We start from the raw sequence: 19,295 nt of genomic DNA on the forward strand, positions 1-19,295 counted from the left end.
CGTTCACCTTAAATGTAGTTAAACAAGGTCAAGTCTTTGGCTTTTGAAAAGGCTTGCTGCGACGCTTGCAATGCCAGCAAGTTCTCATTCATTTCGATCACCGCTGTGGAGTAATCCAAGTCTTCCATGGTGCCCAGTGAGCGATTCAGCACCAATTTGAAATCTCGATGCATGCTCTCTTGACGATCTAGAGTCGTCAAACGTGTACCCACTTCAGAACGTACTTTGTTCAAATGCTGAAAGGCCGCTGAAAATTGTTCAGTCACTTGGTGCAGCTCAGCAGTCGCTGATGCATCAAAAATGCTCTCATGAGACAAATCGATGCCTCGTTTAAACGCATCAAAGATGTTGAAAGAGTCTTGACGTTCTAATGCAATCGTATCTCCGTCTAGCATTTCACCCTCAAAGCGCATACTCAAGGTGCCAAACTGAATACCATCTTGAGGGCTATACATACCGGAGCTGACTACCGCTCCATTTTGCATAAGCTCGTATTGTGTTTGCCCATTGTCATCAACATTAAACGTCACGGCATAATCAGAGATATCGGTATCATTGCTGTTCGTCGCGTTAGAGAGCAACAACAGAGATCCACTTTCAAGCTCGTACTCAGGCTGATAGTCCCCAAACGGGTTTTTGATCTCCATAAACACTTCATCGCCTGGGTCGCTCGTTTGAACTTCAACGGCTGGAGCCACTTGCGCTGTACGGTGATAGCTATCCCCGGCGTAACGAACGCTACCTGCTCCATCACGATAAAACGGTTGCTTGCTCGATTGCGTACCCGCAAACAAGAAGTTCCCTGATTCATCTTTCGCGTTGACCAAATTCATGAAGTTATCGTAAAGGCCTTTCAAATCTTGACGGTGCGCTGTTCTGTCATCGTCAGACAACGAACCGTTAATCATTTCCATGGTTTTTCGTTTAGCGCTATCCGTCAATTGCTCTGCGTCATCAATAGCAATTTCAGCACGCGTTTGGCGGTTTCGGGCTAACGTGATGGAGTCAATGTACTGATCAAGTTGCTTGTCTTGTTGGCTAAAATTCTGAATATAGATAGATGCAACAGGGTCGTCTCCAGAGGTCAATACGCGCTTACCCGTCGCTAACTGATCTTGGTTATCCTGCAATTTTACCTGCTGACGCATCAGGTCATTCGACACTGATTGATAGTTATGAAAACTGGCAATGCGGCTAATCATCACTCACATCCTTATCGGGTTGCATTTAGCAGGGTTTCGAACGTTTCATTTGCCGCCGTCATGATTCGAGACGACGCCATATACGCGTGCTGGAACTTCATCATATTGGCTGCTTCTTCATCAAGGTTGACCCCTGAGATTTCGGCAACACGCCCTGATGCCGCATCGTGCTCAACACGGCTAACATCCTCAAGACGAACAAAAGAGGCTTTTTGCACCCCTAAATCGGTGTTCAGACCTTCGTACACATCGATCAGGCTCGAGCGTCCGCCATCCATCATTTTTTGAGTCTGCAATTTCTGCATACGGATCAAGTTACCGTTTTCGCCGTCAGCAGGAACAAGGCTGACCGAGAAAATGTCTTCTGGTGCAGCCCCTCCAGTCAATTCAAACACTGTCCCATTCACATTCACGGGTGTGTTTGGCGGGTAAGACTGTGGAGAGAGCAAAATGTTACCTTTCATATCAAGAACGGCAAACTGAGAAGCATCCGGTGAAATAGCGACCTGAAATTCTTGCTGTGCGCCGGGCTGGAGGATTTTCAAATCCCCTTGTCCGGTTAATTGTGACTTCGAACTGACGTAGCTTTGTGCGGCAATTTTTGCCGAGTCTTCCATCGTCACGCCAATTTGGCCTGCCGCTTGACGCACAGGTCGAATGATCACTCGTTCACCCGCCGCTAAGCCGGTGTCGAGTTGGATGTTGAGGCCATCAACACTGATGGTCGGTGGTGTGCCGGATGGCGCTACCGACATGGTGTTTTTGTCGGGATCGACCAAGGTGTATTGACTGCCGTCGTACTTTAATTGGTAATCTCCAATCTTAAGTTTCGACAAATCACCGATATACACTTTCATGTCTGCGGTAGAGTCCGGACTTTTTATCACACGATCTCGAGCGATATCTTCACTGTTGAAATCCACAAAAATATCGCTACCTACATTACCGCTAAGATCGTAACCTTGGCGCTGGAGATCGTTGATCGACATAGCAAAACCTGCTGCCAATCGCCCAAGCTCATCACGCGCTTGGCCCAATGTCTTATCGCGAAACTCAAACATGGCGCCAAGCTTGCCGCGTATATCGTCGTTATCAATCGGTTTTAGTGCTTTACCTTCAACCAAGGCTAATCGTCGTTTCTGATGATCCGGCACACCAGGAACGGTGCGAAGTTCACTGGAGTGAAGGCCAGAAACCAAGGTGTGACCGCTGCCAATAATGACATTGTAAAGGCCATCATCTCTTTGGTTGATGCTCACTTGGGTAAATTCGGACAACTCATTGATCAAGCGCTGATGGCGATCTAGTAAATCGTTGTCGACCGATTGGCTTTTCAACAACGCCTTATGAATATCAACAATCTCGTGACCAATGTCATTCATACGGGTCAAGGTCGCATCAATTTCAACTGTGGTATCCATTTCCTGCGCTTGCAGTGCCGTGTTGATGTCATTCAAACCTGCAGACACAAGACGAGATTTCTCTAACACCACTTTACGTGCACCCATGTCACTCGGGCTATCGGTAAGTCCTTTAACCGCACCGTAAAACTCATTCATGTTCTCTGGTATTTTTTTTGCCGAATGCGACATCATGTCATCAAGCATAGTGAGCTGGCTGTTGCGAGTCGCGGCATGAGAAAGCGAAGAAGTGGCAATATTGAGTTCGTTGACAGCAAATTTGTCGTAGTTACGCCTAACGGCAGCAGCATGAACGCCCTGCCCCCATTGGTTAGCAGACCAATAGGCAGAATCATTGGAGCGCTGCTCAACGGACTGTCGGCTATAGCCTTCAGTATTCACATTCGAGATGTTGTGACCCGTTGTATTGAGTTGACGCTGTGCTGTTAATACGCCCTGGGAACCGAGCGATAGCAGATCAAACCCCATTCTGCCTCCGTATGCAAAAATGCATAACCTACAAAAAGTGTGTATTGACCTTTTAATTCAAGAATCATGCCATGATATTTATTTCTTATTTATCTGATAGATAGAATAAAATACTGGCAATAATGATGTGATATATTCAAAGACTGGCAAGAGCTTGCCGTTAGGAGGAGAGCCAAGTCCACAAGCCAAAAGAAAATTGCGGCAGTAAATCGATACCCGCCAAGGATTTGAGTATATATAACGCGACGATCCCCATGGAAAATAGGGCAAAACTACCCACAAGCAGTAAGATGACGCGCCATGCATTCGCTGCTGTTTGTTCGGCTCTCGATAATTCACGTCGGTTGCGACCAAACAGCAATACCAAATAGTAATTCCAACCGAAGCCACCCAGCACAGTGCGTATGTCAACAACATGGCTAGCCTTTCCTCGCGTGCCATACATCAACTTCACTTGCAGTAGCTGCGATTCAGTAAACGTTGATGCCACATCTGCCGGAATTTTCTCTAGAAAGGAGCGAATAAAGGGATCACGACGAAGAGAGCCAATTTCATTGAGCGATTGCTTGGCTTCAATTCGCTGTTTATCAGGCTCAGATATACGTCGTTGGGGTTCCGTCATCAAGGGATTCCTATTGTCGGCGGAGGTAACAATCAATAAGAGTGTAGTTGCTTATTGTTGCATAATCCCTTTCACACGATCAAAAACACTCATCACTTTGTCTGAATACTGTGGATCGGTTGCATAGCCTGCTTGGTGCAAACCGCGAATAAACGATTCCGGCTTTTCAGTACTTTGCAGTGCCGTTGAATACCTAGGGTTCTTGTTCAGGAAGCGAACATAATCATTAAAGCTATCCTCATATGACGAATATGCACGGAATGATGCAATTTCCTGAACCGGAATATCATTGTGGAACTCTAACGTTTGAGTGGCCACTTTGCTGCCCTCCCAACGCGGATCAGCTTTGATGTTAAACAGGTTGTGGCTGCTGCCTCGTGCATTCGCAATCACTTTCTTGCCCCAACCTGTTTCAAGCGCTGCTTGCGCTATCAAAATCGCAGGGTCAGTCCCCAACGCTCGAGCTGCTTTTTGCGCATAAGGCGTTAGGCGTTCAACGAATTCATCTGGCGTTTCAAAAGGTTTATTTTCTACCACTTTAGGAGCTGCATTTCTTTGTGCTAACAAATGAGGGCTTGGAATCAATGCCTCTTCTGTTGGTCTATCAAGCAGATTGAAAGTATCTTCCGGTTGCGCAGTGGGATTTTTTTCTGCCAATGGCAGCGCTATCGGTGGTACCTGCCCCAGTTGAATACGATCACTGGCGGTATTCTCCCCCGCATCCATCGGCTCACTGCCTTGTGATCCTTTAAATTGCTGAACTATCAAGTCAGCAAGCCCCAATGAACCTTCACGAGACAAGGCACTGGAAAGCTGCTCATCAGCCATTTGTTCGTAGAACTTGGAGGTACGGTTATCAACGAGATCAGACTCGAACGCTTCGTTAGCTTGGCGCATAGACTTAAACAGCATCTGCGTAAACAAAGCTTCAAACTGCTCTGCCGCTGCACGCATTGCATCATCCGATTGCTCTCCACTTGCGGCTTTTTGACGCAGGATATCTAAACGGCTGATGTCATGGATAAATCCAGTATCTAATGGTGTTTTCATGATCAAATCACTATCAGTTGGCCATCAATAGCGCCTGCTTGCTTCAATGCTTGCAAGATCGCCATCAGATCAGAGGGAGCAGCACCCACACCGTTCACGGCACGAACGAGATCGTCCAAAGACACCCCTGGCTTGAAGTGGAACATTCGTCCATCTTCTTCTGTCACTTCCACACCTGAATCTGGAACGACAACCGTTTCTCCCCCCGAGAAAGCACCCGGTTGGCTCACTTGTAAGTTTTCATTGATCGTGACCGTCATACCACCATGGGTGATCGCAGCAGGGCGAAGGCGCACATTTTGCCCAACAACAATGGTGCCAGTTCGGCTGTTAACGATAATTTTTGCAGCGCCATCTGCGGGTTCAAACTCGAGATTTTCAATCGTCGACAGAAACGCAACACGCTGAGATAGATCACGAGGTGCTCTGACGCGAACGGACATAGAATCCATGGCTGAAGCCGTATTTGGCCCTAAGAAACTGTTGATCGAGTCAGACATGCGCTGCGCTGTCGTGAAGTCAGATTCAAATAAATTGAATGTAATGTGGTCGCCACGACCAAACGGGCTAGGCACTTCTTGCTCAACCGTTGCGCCATTGGTAATGCGCCCTACTGTCGGTGTATTTCCTACAATGGACGAACCATCAGCACCTTCTGCACTGAAGCCACCCACAATCAAGTTACCTTGAGCGATGGCATAGGTTTTTCCATCAAGACCTTTCATAAAGGTTTGAACTAAGGTACCGCCGCGTAAGCTTTTCGCTGAGCCGATAGAAGACACGGTAATGTCAATCTTTTGACCCTGTTTCGAAAATGCGGGCAGTTCGGCACTCACAGCTACCGCCGCGACATTTTTGGTTTTTGGTTTAGTGCCCGCGGGTAACTGGATGCCAAAGTTTTTCAGCATCGCGTTAAAGCTTTGATCGGTAAAAGGCGTGCTTTCTCCTGTACCTGCAAGGCCAACCACCAAGCCGTATCCGACCAACTGGTTGCTACGCACACCAGCGACTTCCGACACATCTTTAATGCGGGCAGCTTGGGCAATAGGGCTTGCCAGTACAGTAATCAATAAAAGCGTTAGCCAATTTTTCACGTCAAATCTCCGACAACGTCACTACGTTTACAGAACAACATTGAAGAATCGTGCCAACCAACCCTGATCTTGCGTATCTTGTCGATCGCCGGTACCAGAATATTGAATGCGAGCGTTAGAGATTCTCGTCGAGGCAACCGTGTTTTCTTGGCTAATGTCATCCGGACGAATGGTGCCGCTCAAGCGGATATATTCATCGCCCGTGTTTAACGTCAGCCACTTTTCGCCACGAATGATCAGATTGCCATTGGACAGCACATCCACCACTTCCACAGAAATTGAACCACTAATGCTGTTGCTTTGGTCTGCACTGGTAGAACCGCTGGTTGAATTGTCATGGCTTGACGCATAAGAAAGGTTAGATTCACCAATGGTGACCTCTTTCCCACCCATTTCTAACGGGTCCATACTCAAGTCACTGGATTTAGCGGCATCGCTACTGGCGCTCTTTTTCGCCTGCGTTTTTTCTTCCAACAGCACGGTGACAATATCGCCAATACCACGCGGTTTGGTGTCATCATAAAGATCTTGTGCCTGAGCTACGCTAAACAATGAGCCAGTTGCAGTGGTGTAATGTTCAGGTTGACGAGTAGGATGAAGCGGCGCCCAGCTTGGATCGCCAGCGATCGCATCTTCGCGATTACGCAGCAAGCCAATTAAACCATCACCGCCTTGTTCAGTATTCCCTTCAACCGCATCGGTCTCTGTGGTGCCTTGAACAATGTCACTCTGCGCAAGCAGGGCTTCTTCGTTTATCAAGCCGCAACCCGATATGGTCGCTAACATCAAGCCTGTGATCAGTAATTTCTTCATCCTAGCTCTACTCCCTTATAGCTGCTGGTTAACGTAGCTAAGCATTTGGTCGACCGATGAAATCACTTTGGAGTTCATTTCATACACGCGTTGTGCTTCGATCATGTTAACCAACTCTTCAGTTACGTTGACGTTGGATGTTTCCAGCATGGATTGTCGAATGCTGCCCAAGCCATCGATACCAGGGACACCCTCTTGCGGGTCGCCACTCGCGCCAGTTGGCAAGTAAAGGTTTTGACCGATTGGCTCAAGGCCACCTGGGTTGATGAAATCGACAGTAGTGATCTGCCCAAGTACCGCATTAGCGGTTTGACCACGAAGCCTTGCTGAGACTTCGCCATCTGTTCCTATGGTCACTTGAATCGCATCTGGTGGAACAACGATTTCTGGCTCAAGGGCATAACCCGCACCCGTGGTCACAAGCACGCCTTCGTCATTCAAGGTGAACTGACCGTTTCGCTGGTAACCAATGTTGCCATCAGGCAGTAAGACTTGGAAAAAACCGTCACCCTCGATCATCATGTCCAAGGCATTGTTGGTCGTTTGCGCATTACCGTTCGTGTGAACACGCTGCGTAGCGACCACTTTCGCACCCGCCCCCAGCATTAAACCACTCGGCAATTCCGTATTCTGAGAAGACTGACCACCCGGCTGATTGATGTTTTGATAAAACAAATCTTCAAATACCGCGCGAGATTTTTTAAACCCCACGGTTGAGGCATTCGCCAAGTTGTTCGAAATGGTCGAGATATTGGTCTGTTGTGCGTCTAGGCCGGTTTTACTTACCCATAAAGCTGGATGCATGCTAATTCCCTCTTAATTAACCCATGCGCAGCAAAGAATTAGATGCTTGATCCATTTCCTCTGCAGTCTTCATTAGTTTTACTTGCATTTCAAAGTGACGCTGAAGGTCGATAAGACCTGTCATTTCACTGACGGCATTGACGTTACTGCCTTCTAATGCACCAGTAAGAAGGGTGACACCTGCATCCGCGGCATAGTTAGTACCGGGGTTCACAGGTTTGAATACACCATTCTTGTCTTTAAATAATTCAGCGTTATCAGGACGAACCAGCTTAATGCGGTCAACTTCTTCCATCGCGTCTGGTGGTGCGCCTTGCGGCAATACAGACACGGTGCCATCCGAACCAATCTCGATTTTTGACACAGGGAGCGGAAGAAAGATCGGCGCGCCACTTTCGCCAAGGATCAAATGCCCATGACCATTTTGCAGCATGCCTGTTTGATCAACTTTTAAGTTGCCGACCCGGGTGTAACCTTCTTGCCCGGTTCCATCGAGAACTGCCAGCCAACCGTCACCTTTTACCGCAACGTCAAGTTCACGACCTGTGGTAATGGTGGAACCTTGTGCAAAGCTGTGCCCTGGGCGCTCTGTCATGTTAAACACACGCGTCGGCAGGCCTTCACCATATGCTTGCATCGCACGGGCTTGTTCTAAATCTGCTCGAAAACCCGTGGTACTTACGTTTGCCAAGTTGTTGGCTCGTAATTGAAGGGCTTGCATGTCTTGTTTTGCGCCACTCATGGCAAGAAATAGTGCGCGATCCATAAAGACGTTCTCCTGTCGCTTATGAATCATTCAAAGCAAGAAAGGTGCCAATATATAGATCTTTTCATTTACAAGAGGTTAGTGTGATTTTTGAACGTTCCATTCAGGAAGAATGGCAAAAGTGAAGGGCGATTTAGGAACAGATTTGCCGCCCAAGTATCGGGCGGCAAAAGAATGAAGACGAACCAATGAACAAATACGTGAAATTAACGAATCTGAAGAATGGTTTGTTGCATTTGGTTACCCACTTCCAATGAACGCGAGTTCGCTTGGAAGTTGCGCTGTGCCGTAATTAAGTCCACCAGCTCTTGAGTCATGTCGATGTTCGATTGCTCAATCGTACCGCTCTTCACTTGACCAAACGCACCCTGCATCGCTTCGCCCCATACTGCTGCACCAGACTGTTGCGTCACTTTCCACTGGGTATTGCCCGCTTGTGATAGGCCTTGCTGGTTTGATACACGAACCATTGCCACTCGGCCCAACGCGACATTTTCACCGTTGCTGTAGGTTGCCATAATGGTACCTTTCGGATCGATATCCACTTTTGCAAGGTAGCCTGTGGTCGCGCCATCTTCAGTGAACTTACGCATTTCAAATGGAGATGCGTACTGTGTTGGGTCATCAAAGTTGAGTGTCAGTGATTGCGTGCCATCTGCGCCATTCATTTCGAGACCAGCACCGTTCGCACCAAGTTCTACCGTTTGAATAGGCTGACCACCATTCACATTGTTCACAGAGCCATCACTGTTAAATTCTAACGAGTGACCAACATGACCCGTGGCATTGGTAAACTCGCCCGCAGCTAGGTTTACTGGTTTTTCGCCAGTAGGATCAGTTGCTGTGTAGTAAACCGCCCACTTGTTCGGTGTCACATTGTCTTTGACGTAGTAAGTGGTGAGCTTATACGGCTGACCCAGTGAGTCAAAGATGGTTGCCGATGTTGCTTTGTTATACGTATCAGGGTCTTCGGAGTTGAACAGCGTCGGATCTTTCTCTTCACCGCCTGCTGGTAAGTTCAAGCCAATATCAACATTTTCCGACGCGCGTGGCTGACCAAATTGATCCGGCACATTCAGGGACTTTGGCTCAAATGAACCCACTTGCAAGGTTTCATTGTCGACATTGTAGCCAAGAAGAAACTGCCCTTCGGAGTTCACGATGTTATTGTTTTTGTCCAAATGGAATGCGCCGTTACGCGTCAGCTGGTTTGTTTGTGTCGCAAGGTTGTCGTTTGCCACCGCAAAGTAACCATTACCACTGATTCGTAGGTCAAGCGGATTATTGGTATAAATGCTTGAACCTTCGTGGAATTGCTGTGCAACGATAGACGTTTGTACGCCACTACCTGTTGTGGTTTTCGCGTTCGAGAAAATCGACGCGGAGTAGACATCACCGAATTCAGCACGCGACTCTTTAAAACCAAAAGTGTTGGCGTTCGCAATGTTGTTACTGGTGGTGTTCATGTCTTTTTGAGCTGCCGCTAGGCCACTCAGTGCGATATTCAATGCCATTGCTGGAACTCCTCTGTCCTTTTAGCTTTTAGCTTTTACCCGCGCCGCTGACGCCAGCTTTACCTACTTCAAGCACTTCGGTGAGTTTGACCGGAGATGCATAACCCGCGATGTTTAACATCACATTGCCGTCACCATTGCCCAATAGGACGCTGTTAACGTTGGCATACGTTGAAAGCTCGAAATCTTGTGATTTACCGTCAATGTTGCCACTAACATTCATGCTGTAGTTGCCTTCCGGCAGAGCCTGACCCGCATCGTCTTTACCATCCCATTCAACACGATGGTCACCAGGCGATTTAGCACCAAGGCTAAAGCTTCGTAGCAATTCACCTCGGTCATTTTGAATTCGGACAATGACATCGTTCAATGCTTGCGGCAGTTTCACCATGCCTGCGATGCCACCTTCAGCTGATTTAAAACCACCGTTGCCCGGAACTAACACGTCTTGACCCACTAACGAGGATGCCTGAAGCGCCTGACTTGATGTCATCGCAGCGTTCAATGAACCAAACTGCTCGTTCATTTTGCCAATGCCATCAACGGTGGCGAATGATGCCATTTGCGCGATCATTTGTTCGTTATCAACCGGTTTGAACGGGTCTTGGTTCGCAAGCTGCTTGGTCAATAGCGAGAGAAAGTCTTCTTGATTCAGGTCGGTTTGACCTGTGACCTTTTCGCCCGTATCACCGCGCTCTGTGCGTTGCTTTTCTTGTAGGGCTTTCAGTTGGTCAATGTAGCTACCGCCACCTGCACCACCTGCGCCATCAATCGGATTCATAATGCCGTCCTCCTACCTTACTTGCCCATCTGTAGGGTACGCATCAGCATTTGTTTACTGGCTTCTGCGACTTCTACATTGGTTTGATAGGAACGGGATGCGGAAATCATATTCGCCATCTCTTCCATCACGTTGACGTTCGGTTTGAAAATGTAACCTTCAGCATTCGCCATCGGATGCTCAGGGTTATATTCAGCGCGAAGCGGCTTTTGGCTTTCGACAATGCCCTCTACACGCACAGGAACACTGGAGCCTTGTTGGCCGGTGAATTTGTTTAATTCCGCAGCAAAAATTGGGTGGCGCGCTTTATATGTTTCTTCTGCAGAACTGCTAACAGAGTTCGCGTTCGCCAGATTGCTGGACGTGGTATTCAGTCGAACAGACTCTGCACTCATCGCAGAACCAGTGACGTTGAACACATTAAATAGACTCATCCATTAATCCCCTTTCAATGCCTTGGACATGTTTTTAAATTTTGCGCCAAGGAAATCCAACGATGCCTGATACTCAAGGGCGTTTTGCATAAACAGGTTGCGCTCAACTTGCGCATCCACTGTATTGCCATCGCCGGTATCAGGTTGATTTGGAATACGATACATTTTTTGACCACTAACGTTTGTAGAGGCAGTAATATGCCGCCCATCCGTTCTGCTTAGGCCAATGCTTGCCCCAGAGGTTGCCGCTTTCAGAGCGCGTTCGAAGTCAACATCTTGCGCTTTATATCCCGGCGTATTTGCATTCGCCAAGTTACTTGCAAGGGTTTCAGCCCTTTGACCACGCACCCCTACGGTGTGTTGATGTATACCCAGCGCTTTGTCGAACGATATCGCCATGAGGCAACCTCCTAAACTTTACTACCCAAACAAAAGCAATAGTGATGCCAACTTTATACTTTTTCCTTTGAGTCACTGACATGCGCATAGATTTCAGTCAATTATCGACTATTCGCTTTCTATGACGGCGTTCGCGAAGGAATGTCAGGCATAAAAAAAGCGGCAACTTCTGTGCCGCTTTTTACCATGCTGCTCTGCACTACTTCAATTTGTAGATAATGCCTGGGTTGCAGCGAATCATTTCGAAGCGGTCTGTCAGACCTGTCAACGATTCTGAAGCGCCCAACAACAAATACCCGCCAGGGTTTAAGCTGCCCGCCATTTGATTCAGCACTTGTGATTTCATATCTGGTGAAAAATAAATCAATACGTTACGACAGAAGATGATGTCAAACTTGCCGAGCATGCTGTAACTGTCCATCAAGTTTTGTGGCTTGAAGGTCACCATACGCTTCAGCGTGTCTTTCACTGCCATCCTGCTGTCACCCGCATCTTCAAAAAACTGACGCTTGCGTTCAGGCGATAAACCACGACTTAACGCGAGGTTGTCATACACACCAGCACGACAGTTTTCCAACATAGTTGACGAAATATCTGTCGCCGTTATTGAAACGTTACTCAGAAGCCCCGGCTTTCTCGCTTGAACTTCCTGAATCGTCATAGCAATAGAGTAAGGTTCTTGACCGGACGAACTTGCCGCCGACCAGATCTTAATTGGACGCCTACCTTCAGCCACTTCTGGAAGTAACTTGTTTGCAAGCACTTCAAATGGATAAGTATCGCGAAACCACAACGTTTCATTGGTCGTCATGGCATCAATGGCTGCAACAGCAAGATCGCGGTTCCGATTGGTTAGCACAAGTTGAAACAACTCCGTCATTGACGCGAGTTTATATCGACTAATTAGCGGACTAAGCCTGCTTCTTACTAGATATTGCTTGCTGTCACCAAGAACGATGCCACATTTGCCTTCAAGGTATTTACAAAAATCACGGTACTCTTGCTCGGTGATCGCTATATTCGTCATGGATTATTATTCTTGGCCTTTAACCGCATTTATCACTGCCGCACTCAATTCATCAGGGTCAAACTTGGGAATAAATGCATCCGCACCTACTCGTTTGACCATGGCTTCATTGAATACACCACTGAGAGATGAGTGCAATACTACATGAAGATCCTTAAGATTCGGATCCTTTTTGATTTCAGTGGTTAACGTATAACCATCCATTTCTGGCATTTCAATATCAGAGATAACAAGCGCAATTTTATCGTAGATACGACCTTCTTTTGCTAGCTCTTGAAGCTTGATCAATGCATCACGTCCATCATGCGCTAACAGAACTTCGTAACCGATCGTCTCTACCGCTCGCTTCACCTGGCGACGAGCAACACTTGAATCATCTGCCACGAGGACAATGTTTGCCGCCTCACCACCTTCTTCAAACACAGGCTTCTGAGCAAGCACTTCATCACTAATCGCTTCATTGACAGGCGAAATCTCATTCAGGATTTTTTCCACATCAAGAATTTCTACCAACTCACCTTCAATTTCGGTGACTGCAGTCAGGTAGTTCGATTTTCCGGTACCTTCTGGTGGTGGCAAAATCGCTTCCCAGTGCATATTAACAATGCGCTCAACCGATCCCACTAAGAAGCCCTGAGTCGAACGGTTGAATTCCGAAATAATAATAAAACGGTTCTCTGGATCAGAAATCGGCAAGCCGCCAGTAGCGAGACTCATATCAATGACAGAAATCGTTTGACCGCGAATATGAGCAACACCTTTAACCAATGGGTGAAGATTTGGCATGGACGTTAGCTTAGGGCACTGGAGAACTTCCTTTACTTTAAATACGTTAATGCCATAACGCTGCTTACGCATCAAACGGAAGGTCAATAGTTCTAATCGGTTCTGGCCCACAAGTTGTGTGCGCTGATTGACCGTATCAAGAATCCCCGACATAAGATAAACTCCATATTGCCTTGTAATTGTTATCGTATTGCAGCAAGCGCATTCTCTGGCGTCACATGTTGGCACGCAAGTTGAAAGCACACTGCAGCTATTTATTTATCATACTAACCAATTTGAGACATATGTGTTATCAACGATTAGTCTGGCTCTTTATCGGCACATTTCTCAGTGGCTTTAGCTCAATTATAGCCGCTGCTCCAGTAAATCAACTTGAAGCTGTAAAAGAAGCTGCGGAGGCACATGTAGAAACGCTTATAACGACACCAGAATTCGGAAAACTAGAAGTCGAAGCGGGTCATTTGGACTCGAGATTAACGCTATCTAACTGCCCGTCGCCTCTTCAAACCATCGTGCCTGGTCGCCAGTCTCTCAATAAAAGCGTCACCGTGCTGGTCAGCTGCAAAGAAGACAACTGGCAAGTCTACGTACCCGTTCAAATTCGACTCATGACGCCCATCGTTGTGGCTAGACGCCCGATGGACCGCGGCGTAACCATTAGCCAAAGTGACTTAATCGTTCAGTTGGTTGACGCGCGATTTCAGCGAGGGCAGACCTATACAAATCCTTCCACGATTATTGGGTCTAGAATTAAACGAGTGGTAGGCATTGGCGAACCGATACAAGGCAACGACATTTGCATGGTATGTAGGAATGACGAAGTCGTTATTACGGCGTCCGGTAACGGACTGAATATTATTGCAAAAGGTACGGCATTAAGTGATGGTGCTCTCGGTGAGCAAATTAAAATCCGTAACAGCAAATCGAATCGGATTGTGGATGGTACAATTACCTCAGTCGGCCAAGTCGCAGTAAAATTCTAACTTGATGCAATTAAGTGCTAAAGTTCATATGAGTACAGCCGATACTGTGAGCAACAGAAGGTTCGGACATTTATAAGGCTTTATTATGGCAAGTATCGATCATTTGCGTTCTGGTCAACCCATAAATACGAACAGAACCAATCAAAACAAAACTCAGAGCAGTTCAGTGGAATCCGGTGCAGCGCAGGTTAACAACCAACGCACTGACGCATTCTCTATGAGTGACGAGAGCAAAGCTATTGGTGCCCTCAATCAACAAATGGCCAGTGAAAGTCATTTTGATAGCGCGAAAGTTGCGGCAATCAAAGCGGCCATTGCTAACGGCTCGTATAAAGTTGATGCAGACAAGTTGGCAAGTAATATGTTGAAGCATGAAGATGACTTCCGCGGAATCTAGCATTGCCCATGTCTGACCAAGCAACAAGCTTTGAGCAATTCCTACAAGCACAGACAGATAATGTCAGTGAGCTTCTTGACGTCATGCAAAAAGAGACGTTAGCAATAGCATCCAGAAAGTCCTCAGATATCGAATCATGTGCAAAACAAAAGCTTGCGCTTATACAGACGATCCAGCTTTGCGACGCTCAAATTGGTAAGTGCCAAGAGTCAGCAGCCCCTTCTGATGATGCCAAGCAAACCATTGATGAAATAAAAGCGACACTCGAACAATGTCATCAGCTCAATGAAGCCAACGGCATTGCATTGCAGCGCGCCCACCTCAGTATCCACAAACTCAGAAACCTATTCCAAGAAGCCGCAGGAAAACACGAAATGACTTACGACAGCGATGGTAAAGCCTCTGGCAGTCGTACTCTTGGAACCAATGTAAAAGCCTAACCCTTCCTGATTCATCCGATGCCACACAGCTTTCCTACACTCGGCCCCCTTCCAGCACGCACTTTTTAATCCTACAAAACCATTGAATCGTTTGGCACTTCATAAAAGACGATGTGAACGTTTACCTGCTACTGATCCCCAAAGTTAAGCTAACAGATAAAGAAAAAGCTGCCATAAGCAGCTTTGTTAAATCACACAGATCGGTCTCGGGTATCAGCAGTAACCTTAGTGCTAGAAGATAATCGCATCATTACGTGGAACATGATGAGATTCGCCATACTCTTTCATCTTGTTCATTTTGCGCAGATTTAGTTCTAGCTCTGTCACGTAGCTATCGCCGACTTGATAGCTCGCTATCACTTCTGCAGCTCGGATAATTCCGTCAGAAGCACCATGCGTTCGATCTTGCCCAAGCTGTTGATCATCAACTTGCGTTAGGCCGCTTACTCGAATGCCATATACTTGTTCAGACAATTCTTTATAGGCCTCGAGTTTTGAGGCGCGCATGGCACGAAATTGTTTTTCTTCAAAAGTGTCACCACGTTGCGAACTGATCGACGCCGTACCCACCGCTGACAACAGTTCTTCTGAGCGCATTTGAGTAATTGGCTGACATGCAGAAATCATCAGTAGCATGGCCAAAGATAACCAAATCTTCATTGTGTCTCCATGAACCATTAAGGTTTCAAAATTATGGTATCAGGTAAGTGCTTTCTTTGATCGCCGCGAATAATCACGCCATCTTCGATACGCACTTTTCTCAAGGTATCTATATCTCTACCAATACGTTCTGCAGGCAAAAAGCCTTGTGCCGATGCAACCACAACACGTGAGCGCATACCAACAATTCGCGCATTGACAAGCACACCGCCACCTTGGCGAAGCATAGTGCCCGTTAGTACATAGTCAATTTGCTGTTCTGGGTGTAGTTCTTTCCAATCTCGGCTTAACGAGAAATCACCGTCTTCCGTCACACGTATTGTGCCCGTATTCTTGAAGTCAATGAGTGTGAAACCACGTCGCTGCATTTGATAAATCATTCCTTCAGTGACGGAGTTCCCCAGCCAGTTGGTTTGATTCATTTCTTCAACATCAACAAACGACACCACCGCCAGTGGTGTTCTCGCTGTGAGATAATTGTTGGTTTCTAGCAGTTCGTTAGCAAGACCGTCGAGGAAGTAATCCAGTGTATGCCTTGGCGTTTGTTGCAACAAAAACTCACTTCCCGCATACGGTTCTTTACCGTTATAAATAGGGTTGTAAGCGCAAGAAGCGGTTGCAAGACTCAGTAATATCACTATCCAGTTTTTCATCGTTGTCTGGCTCCGGACACGTTTTAGGGTTGGCATAAGGCTCAACCGAGAAGAAACGATAACAAATTTAAAGTTTCAACTTTTAGGAACATAATTTGCATCAATGAGGTTATATTTTGACTGTCATTGTTAACCGCATTGCCGCTTTTTCCGCGATGTTATCTGGTCTAGCAATTTTTGTACCTACTATTGGAAGTCAGGGTCATGCGCAAAAAAATCATTACGCCTTTAGTCACCTGTATGGCGTTGGCCAGTGCCGCCGCAAACGCTGCGTGGTATGAAGTGACGGGCACCAGTACCATTTTGGAAAGCACAGAACAAGCGAGAGAACGCGCACTTGAAGATGCGATTTTTCAGGCTTTAAAGTATTCAGGTGCCGACATTGCCGGGCTGGCAGAAATCCGCCCCTACCTGGCTGAATCTAAAAGTGATTACCAATTCAGCGGCAATGAAATTCGACACATTCAAGTACTTGATACCAAAGACCGCCGCGGTGTCATGAAATTGACGGCACGCATTGATATCTATCCAACGGCAAAAGCTTGCCACAAGAACCAATACAAGAAAGGGCTGCTCATGAGCAGATTCAATATTGTATCTCCACAGCAAGCGGCATTGGGCGGCATTTTTCAGTTTGGTGATGATTTTACTGTGTTACTTCAACGCCAATTTGAAACCCAAGCACAAAGCTTTGTCGCTCAAGGGATCACACCACACAATGTCTCCCCGACTCAGCCAGATGTTGCCGCTATGATCGCCGAAGACACTGGCGCTCAATACGTTCTGATTGGATCAATTACGGACATGTCGGCAACGCTTGATGAAAAAGTGCTGGTAAAAGACAAGACTAATCGTCAATTAGCCATGTCTATCGATGTACTGGATGGAAAATCCGGTGAAGTGATATATCAAAATATTTATCGAGACATTGCAGCCTGGCCATTTGAACGTCACAGCAAAGTGGATACCAAAACGGCAAGGTTTTGGACGTCGCCCTATGGAGAAATGGCACAACGTGTGAGTCGCAATATTTTGCTCGATCTAGAAAGTAACCTTTCTTGTCGCGCAAGCACCCCAGAAGTGGTTTCCATTAATGGTCAGACTGGGCAGATAAGTGCCGGTCGCGTTCATGGCGTGAAATACGGTGATGAATTAGCACTTTGGCACAATGCATCTTTCACGGATCAATATGGCGTCAACCGAACTCAACTTCGTAAAAGTGAAATGAAACTCACTGTCACTCGGGTTTATGAAAGCTCCGCAGAAATCTCTGTTTCGCCGCCAGAGTTAAGTCCAAGCATACAAATTGGTGATATGGTGACCAAACACGCGCTATAGCGTCATGAAAGCCTTAACCTCAAGATTCTTTTAGGTATACTGATCGTCCGGCGTTTGCTTACAACACTGCAGCGCCTTTCGCTCCTATAGCTCAACAGGATAGAGCAGTCGCCTCCTAAGCGATCGATCGGGGTTCGAGTCCCTGTGGGAGCGCCACTTCTTGGCCTCATCTTTCTCCAAACAATAAACCTAATCAAAACCCTTTCTTTCAACATATCCAGCTCATTCTTTTGGTTTATCACAAACAGAAAAACGGGCCATAAAGGCCCGTTTGTATCTAAGGACAACGTTCTAGGAGATTAGAAGTAGTACTCAGCACCGATTAGGATGTTAGTGCCGTCAGCAGCTTCATCAGAACCGTTCATGTCGTATGAACGTACGTCCATGTACAAGTAAGTGCTTGGTAGCAAGTAACCTAGGCGACCAGTGATTGCTTGAGAATCATCGTCGTTACCTAGTTTAGATTCGCTTGTTGCAGCGTAACCCGCTTTCAGTACCCAAGTACCGTCGATAACGTACTGTGCAGTTGCAGAGTATGCATCTTGGTCATCATTTGTTAGGTTGTTTTCCATCATTTTGTATGCAGCGGTAAGGGTAACGTCACCCAGGTATACGCTACCACCAACGATGGTGTATGAAACATCGCCAGCTTCTTTAGTTGATGCAGCAGTGCCTGCTTTCTCAACCCACTTACCATCTTTCAGTTCATACGTTGGTGCTGTTGCTGCAACATCTGCAGTGTAGCGACCTTGGTTATAGTAACCAGCGTGAACACTGAACATATCTTGTGAGTAAGATGTCGCGATACTTGCAACTAGCGCATCAGTAGTTGTACCCATGCCGCTCAAGGTTGCTTGAACGTTGAAACCATTCCAAGTTGCAGAGTCAAAACGGAAGTTGTTGTTTGCGCGGTCTTCAAATGAAGCATCGATAGCATTGTGCCAATCGAATACGTTACCTAGACCAGGGTTTGAGTGCGGCCAGTCAACATAGTTGTAAGCAGCGACTAGCTGACGACCAAATTTGAAGCTACCAACACCTTCAAAATCCAAACCTAGGAAAGTATCACGCATACCGAATGCACCGTATTCAGTTTGGTTTGCGTCACCACTTTCGATTTGCCATACGAAGTCTGGACCGAATTCATCAAAAGCTACACGGCCTTTAAAGCCAACGCGTGATTCAATAACAGCTTGTGCTGCGCCATCACCAACTTCTGGGTTAGTAATGTGCATAAAGCCAGCAGCCTGACCGTAAACTTGAACAGCTTCACCATTTAGATCGATTGCTGCATTTGCAGAACCAGACATTGCAGCAACTGCAACAGCCATACCTAGTAGAGAACGCTTAAACATTTTATCCATGGAAGACTCCTTAAAAAGTAAATTACCGGTGAAGAGTTCGCTGCTCTTAGTTGGCCGCCGAAAGCAACGACACCGATGTTTATCTATTGATTCGATATATCAACGAAGTGGAGCTTAATTCGTATCGATAAAAAAAAAACACATTGCTGAATGAAATTTGAATTGGTTCAAACTTCACACATAAAACGTTATTAACACTTTAAAATCAATGGCTTGCTCTAATATAAAAAACCCTAAAGCCAGAGGATCATTTACATAAATGACACGCAAAAGGATCAC

General features: G+C 46.6%; 21 protein-coding genes and 1 tRNA gene. 5 read left to right on the forward strand and 17 right to left on the reverse strand.

What is annotated here, in order from left to right; translation table 11 throughout:
• Window positions 1–8 precede the first annotated feature (8 nt).
• From flgL to LRP50_RS04990, 14 genes are all read right to left on the reverse strand, one after another.
• Complete coding sequence (gene flgL / locus LRP50_RS04925; RefSeq protein WP_274163374.1) at window positions 9–1,202, reverse strand: flagellar hook-associated protein FlgL; 1,194 nt, start codon at window positions 1,200–1,202, stop codon at window positions 9–11.
• Between the two features lie 11 nt (window positions 1,203–1,213).
• Entirely contained in the window at window positions 1,214–3,091 is a 1,878-nt protein-coding gene (gene flgK, locus LRP50_RS04930; RefSeq protein ID WP_274163375.1) for a flagellar hook-associated protein FlgK, read from the reverse strand.
• A 160-nt stretch (window positions 3,092–3,251) separates the two neighbouring features.
• Entirely contained in the window at window positions 3,252–3,713 is a 462-nt protein-coding gene (locus LRP50_RS04935) for a hypothetical protein (RefSeq protein WP_274163376.1), read from the reverse strand.
• Window positions 3,714–3,764: 51 nt separating this feature from the next.
• Complete coding sequence (gene flgJ, locus LRP50_RS04940) at window positions 3,765–4,763, reverse strand: flagellar assembly peptidoglycan hydrolase FlgJ (RefSeq protein WP_274163377.1); 999 nt, start codon at window positions 4,761–4,763, stop codon at window positions 3,765–3,767.
• A 2-nt stretch (window positions 4,764–4,765) separates the two neighbouring features.
• Window positions 4,766–5,857, reverse strand: a complete 1,092-nt coding sequence (locus tag LRP50_RS04945) for a flagellar basal body P-ring protein FlgI (RefSeq protein WP_274163378.1) — start codon at window positions 5,855–5,857, stop codon at window positions 4,766–4,768.
• A gap of 27 nt (window positions 5,858–5,884) precedes the next feature.
• On the reverse strand, window positions 5,885–6,670 hold the full coding sequence (flgH, locus tag LRP50_RS04950; RefSeq protein WP_274163379.1) for a flagellar basal body L-ring protein FlgH: 786 nt from the start codon (window positions 6,668–6,670) through the stop codon (window positions 5,885–5,887).
• 15 nt (window positions 6,671–6,685) lie between these two features.
• Window positions 6,686–7,474, reverse strand: a complete 789-nt coding sequence (flgG, locus tag LRP50_RS04955) for a flagellar basal-body rod protein FlgG (RefSeq protein WP_028024756.1) — start codon at window positions 7,472–7,474, stop codon at window positions 6,686–6,688.
• 16 nt (window positions 7,475–7,490) lie between these two features.
• The gene (locus LRP50_RS04960) at window positions 7,491–8,240 is read right to left on the reverse strand and encodes a flagellar basal body rod protein FlgF (RefSeq protein ID WP_274163380.1); all 750 of its coding nucleotides are present in this window, start codon (window positions 8,238–8,240) and stop codon (window positions 7,491–7,493) included.
• Window positions 8,241–8,446: 206 nt separating this feature from the next.
• Window positions 8,447–9,754 (reverse strand): flagellar hook protein FlgE, encoded by a 1,308-nt coding sequence (gene flgE, locus LRP50_RS04965; RefSeq protein WP_274163381.1) that lies wholly within the window; start codon window positions 9,752–9,754, stop codon window positions 8,447–8,449.
• Window positions 9,755–9,782: 28 nt separating this feature from the next.
• Window positions 9,783–10,535: a flagellar hook assembly protein FlgD gene (locus tag LRP50_RS04970; protein ID WP_274163382.1), complete on the reverse strand. Its 753-nt coding sequence runs from the start codon at window positions 10,533–10,535 to the stop codon at window positions 9,783–9,785.
• A 17-nt stretch (window positions 10,536–10,552) separates the two neighbouring features.
• On the reverse strand, window positions 10,553–10,969 hold the full coding sequence (gene flgC / locus LRP50_RS04975) for a flagellar basal body rod protein FlgC (RefSeq protein ID WP_028024752.1): 417 nt from the start codon (window positions 10,967–10,969) through the stop codon (window positions 10,553–10,555).
• Window positions 10,970–10,972: 3 nt separating this feature from the next.
• Window positions 10,973–11,368, reverse strand: coding sequence for a flagellar basal body rod protein FlgB (gene flgB, locus LRP50_RS04980; protein WP_274163383.1), 396 nt, complete (start codon window positions 11,366–11,368; stop codon window positions 10,973–10,975).
• Window positions 11,369–11,567: 199 nt separating this feature from the next.
• Window positions 11,568–12,395 carry a CheR family methyltransferase gene (locus tag LRP50_RS04985; RefSeq protein WP_274163384.1) on the reverse strand — a complete coding sequence of 276 codons (828 nt, stop codon included), beginning with the start codon at window positions 12,393–12,395 and terminating at the stop codon, window positions 11,568–11,570.
• Window positions 12,396–12,401: 6 nt separating this feature from the next.
• Entirely contained in the window at window positions 12,402–13,334 is a 933-nt protein-coding gene (locus LRP50_RS04990) for a chemotaxis protein CheV (protein WP_274163385.1), read from the reverse strand.
• Window positions 13,335–13,465: 131 nt separating this feature from the next.
• Between LRP50_RS04990 and flgA the strand changes: the two genes are divergently transcribed.
• The 3 genes from flgA to LRP50_RS05005 all read left to right on the forward strand — a co-directional run bounded on the left by flgA (window position 13,466) and on the right by LRP50_RS05005 (window position 15,001).
• On the forward strand, window positions 13,466–14,164 hold the full coding sequence (flgA, locus tag LRP50_RS04995) for a flagellar basal body P-ring formation chaperone FlgA (RefSeq protein WP_274163386.1): 699 nt from the start codon (window positions 13,466–13,468) through the stop codon (window positions 14,162–14,164).
• Between the two features lie 85 nt (window positions 14,165–14,249).
• On the forward strand, window positions 14,250–14,561 hold the full coding sequence (gene flgM / locus LRP50_RS05000; RefSeq protein ID WP_274163387.1) for a flagellar biosynthesis anti-sigma factor FlgM: 312 nt from the start codon (window positions 14,250–14,252) through the stop codon (window positions 14,559–14,561).
• Window positions 14,562–14,569: 8 nt separating this feature from the next.
• Window positions 14,570–15,001: a flagella synthesis protein FlgN gene (locus tag LRP50_RS05005; protein WP_274163388.1), complete on the forward strand. Its 432-nt coding sequence runs from the start codon at window positions 14,570–14,572 to the stop codon at window positions 14,999–15,001.
• Between the two features lie 231 nt (window positions 15,002–15,232).
• Here LRP50_RS05005 and LRP50_RS05010 read toward each other — a convergent pair whose 3' ends face one another.
• Window positions 15,233–15,661, reverse strand: a complete 429-nt coding sequence (locus LRP50_RS05010; protein WP_274163389.1) for an LPP20 family lipoprotein — start codon at window positions 15,659–15,661, stop codon at window positions 15,233–15,235.
• A gap of 17 nt (window positions 15,662–15,678) precedes the next feature.
• On the reverse strand, window positions 15,679–16,314 hold the full coding sequence (locus LRP50_RS05015) for a FlgO family outer membrane protein (RefSeq protein WP_274163390.1): 636 nt from the start codon (window positions 16,312–16,314) through the stop codon (window positions 15,679–15,681).
• A gap of 204 nt (window positions 16,315–16,518) precedes the next feature.
• Here LRP50_RS05015 and LRP50_RS05020 point away from each other — a divergent pair, with 204 nt between their 5' ends.
• Together LRP50_RS05020 and LRP50_RS05025 are read left to right on the forward strand one after the other, a co-directional pair.
• Window positions 16,519–17,652: a flagella assembly protein FlgT gene (locus tag LRP50_RS05020; protein ID WP_274163391.1), complete on the forward strand. Its 1,134-nt coding sequence runs from the start codon at window positions 16,519–16,521 to the stop codon at window positions 17,650–17,652.
• A gap of 80 nt (window positions 17,653–17,732) precedes the next feature.
• Window positions 17,733–17,808 (forward strand) — tRNA-Arg (locus LRP50_RS05025).
• A gap of 143 nt (window positions 17,809–17,951) precedes the next feature.
• On the opposite strand, the gene LRP50_RS05030 is transcribed toward LRP50_RS05025, so the two are convergent.
• A complete protein-coding gene (locus LRP50_RS05030; RefSeq protein ID WP_274163392.1) occupies window positions 17,952–19,016 on the reverse strand; it encodes a porin in 1,065 nt (354 codons plus the stop codon).
• Between the last annotated feature and the right edge of the window lie 279 nt (window positions 19,017–19,295).

Source organism: Enterovibrio gelatinilyticus, from assembly GCF_028683095.1.
GTDB lineage: Bacteria > Pseudomonadota > Gammaproteobacteria > Enterobacterales > Vibrionaceae > Enterovibrio > Enterovibrio gelatinilyticus.

Excerpts from the sequence above, each read along its gene's own strand:
- flgL (WP_274163374.1), bottom strand. The coding sequence starts at position 1,202 with ATGATTAGCCGCATTGCCAGTTTTCATAACTATCAATCAGTGTCGAAT.
- flgK (WP_274163375.1), bottom strand. The coding sequence starts at position 3,091 with ATGGGGTTTGATCTGCTATCGCTCGGTTCCCAGGGCGTATTAACAGCA.
- LRP50_RS04935 (WP_274163376.1), bottom strand. The coding sequence starts at position 3,713 with ATGACGGAACCCCAACGACGTATATCTGAGCCTGATAAACAGCGAATT.
- flgJ (WP_274163377.1), bottom strand. The coding sequence starts at position 4,763 with ATGAAAACACCATTAGATACTGGATTTATCCATGACATCAGCCGTTTA.
- flgH (WP_274163379.1), bottom strand. The coding sequence starts at position 6,670 with ATGAAGAAATTACTGATCACAGGCTTGATGTTAGCGACCATATCGGGT.
- flgG (WP_028024756.1), bottom strand. The coding sequence starts at position 7,474 with ATGCATCCAGCTTTATGGGTAAGTAAAACCGGCCTAGACGCACAACAG.
- LRP50_RS04960 (WP_274163380.1), bottom strand. The coding sequence starts at position 8,240 with ATGGATCGCGCACTATTTCTTGCCATGAGTGGCGCAAAACAAGACATG.
- flgE (WP_274163381.1), bottom strand. The coding sequence starts at position 9,754 with ATGGCATTGAATATCGCACTGAGTGGCCTAGCGGCAGCTCAAAAAGAC.
- LRP50_RS04970 (WP_274163382.1), bottom strand. The coding sequence starts at position 10,535 with ATGAATCCGATTGATGGCGCAGGTGGTGCAGGTGGCGGTAGCTACATT.
- flgC (WP_028024752.1), bottom strand. The coding sequence starts at position 10,969 with ATGAGTCTATTTAATGTGTTCAACGTCACTGGTTCTGCGATGAGTGCA.
- flgB (WP_274163383.1), bottom strand. The coding sequence starts at position 11,368 with ATGGCGATATCGTTCGACAAAGCGCTGGGTATACATCAACACACCGTA.
- LRP50_RS04985 (WP_274163384.1), bottom strand. The coding sequence starts at position 12,395 with ATGACGAATATAGCGATCACCGAGCAAGAGTACCGTGATTTTTGTAAA.
- LRP50_RS04990 (WP_274163385.1), bottom strand. The coding sequence starts at position 13,334 with ATGTCGGGGATTCTTGATACGGTCAATCAGCGCACACAACTTGTGGGC.
- flgA (WP_274163386.1), top strand. The coding sequence starts at position 13,466 with ATGTGTTATCAACGATTAGTCTGGCTCTTTATCGGCACATTTCTCAGT.
- flgM (WP_274163387.1), top strand. The coding sequence starts at position 14,250 with ATGGCAAGTATCGATCATTTGCGTTCTGGTCAACCCATAAATACGAAC.
- LRP50_RS05005 (WP_274163388.1), top strand. The coding sequence starts at position 14,570 with ATGTCTGACCAAGCAACAAGCTTTGAGCAATTCCTACAAGCACAGACA.
- LRP50_RS05010 (WP_274163389.1), bottom strand. The coding sequence starts at position 15,661 with ATGAAGATTTGGTTATCTTTGGCCATGCTACTGATGATTTCTGCATGT.
- LRP50_RS05015 (WP_274163390.1), bottom strand. The coding sequence starts at position 16,314 with ATGAAAAACTGGATAGTGATATTACTGAGTCTTGCAACCGCTTCTTGC.
- LRP50_RS05020 (WP_274163391.1), top strand. The coding sequence starts at position 16,519 with ATGCGCAAAAAAATCATTACGCCTTTAGTCACCTGTATGGCGTTGGCC.
- LRP50_RS05030 (WP_274163392.1), bottom strand. The coding sequence starts at position 19,016 with ATGGATAAAATGTTTAAGCGTTCTCTACTAGGTATGGCTGTTGCAGTT.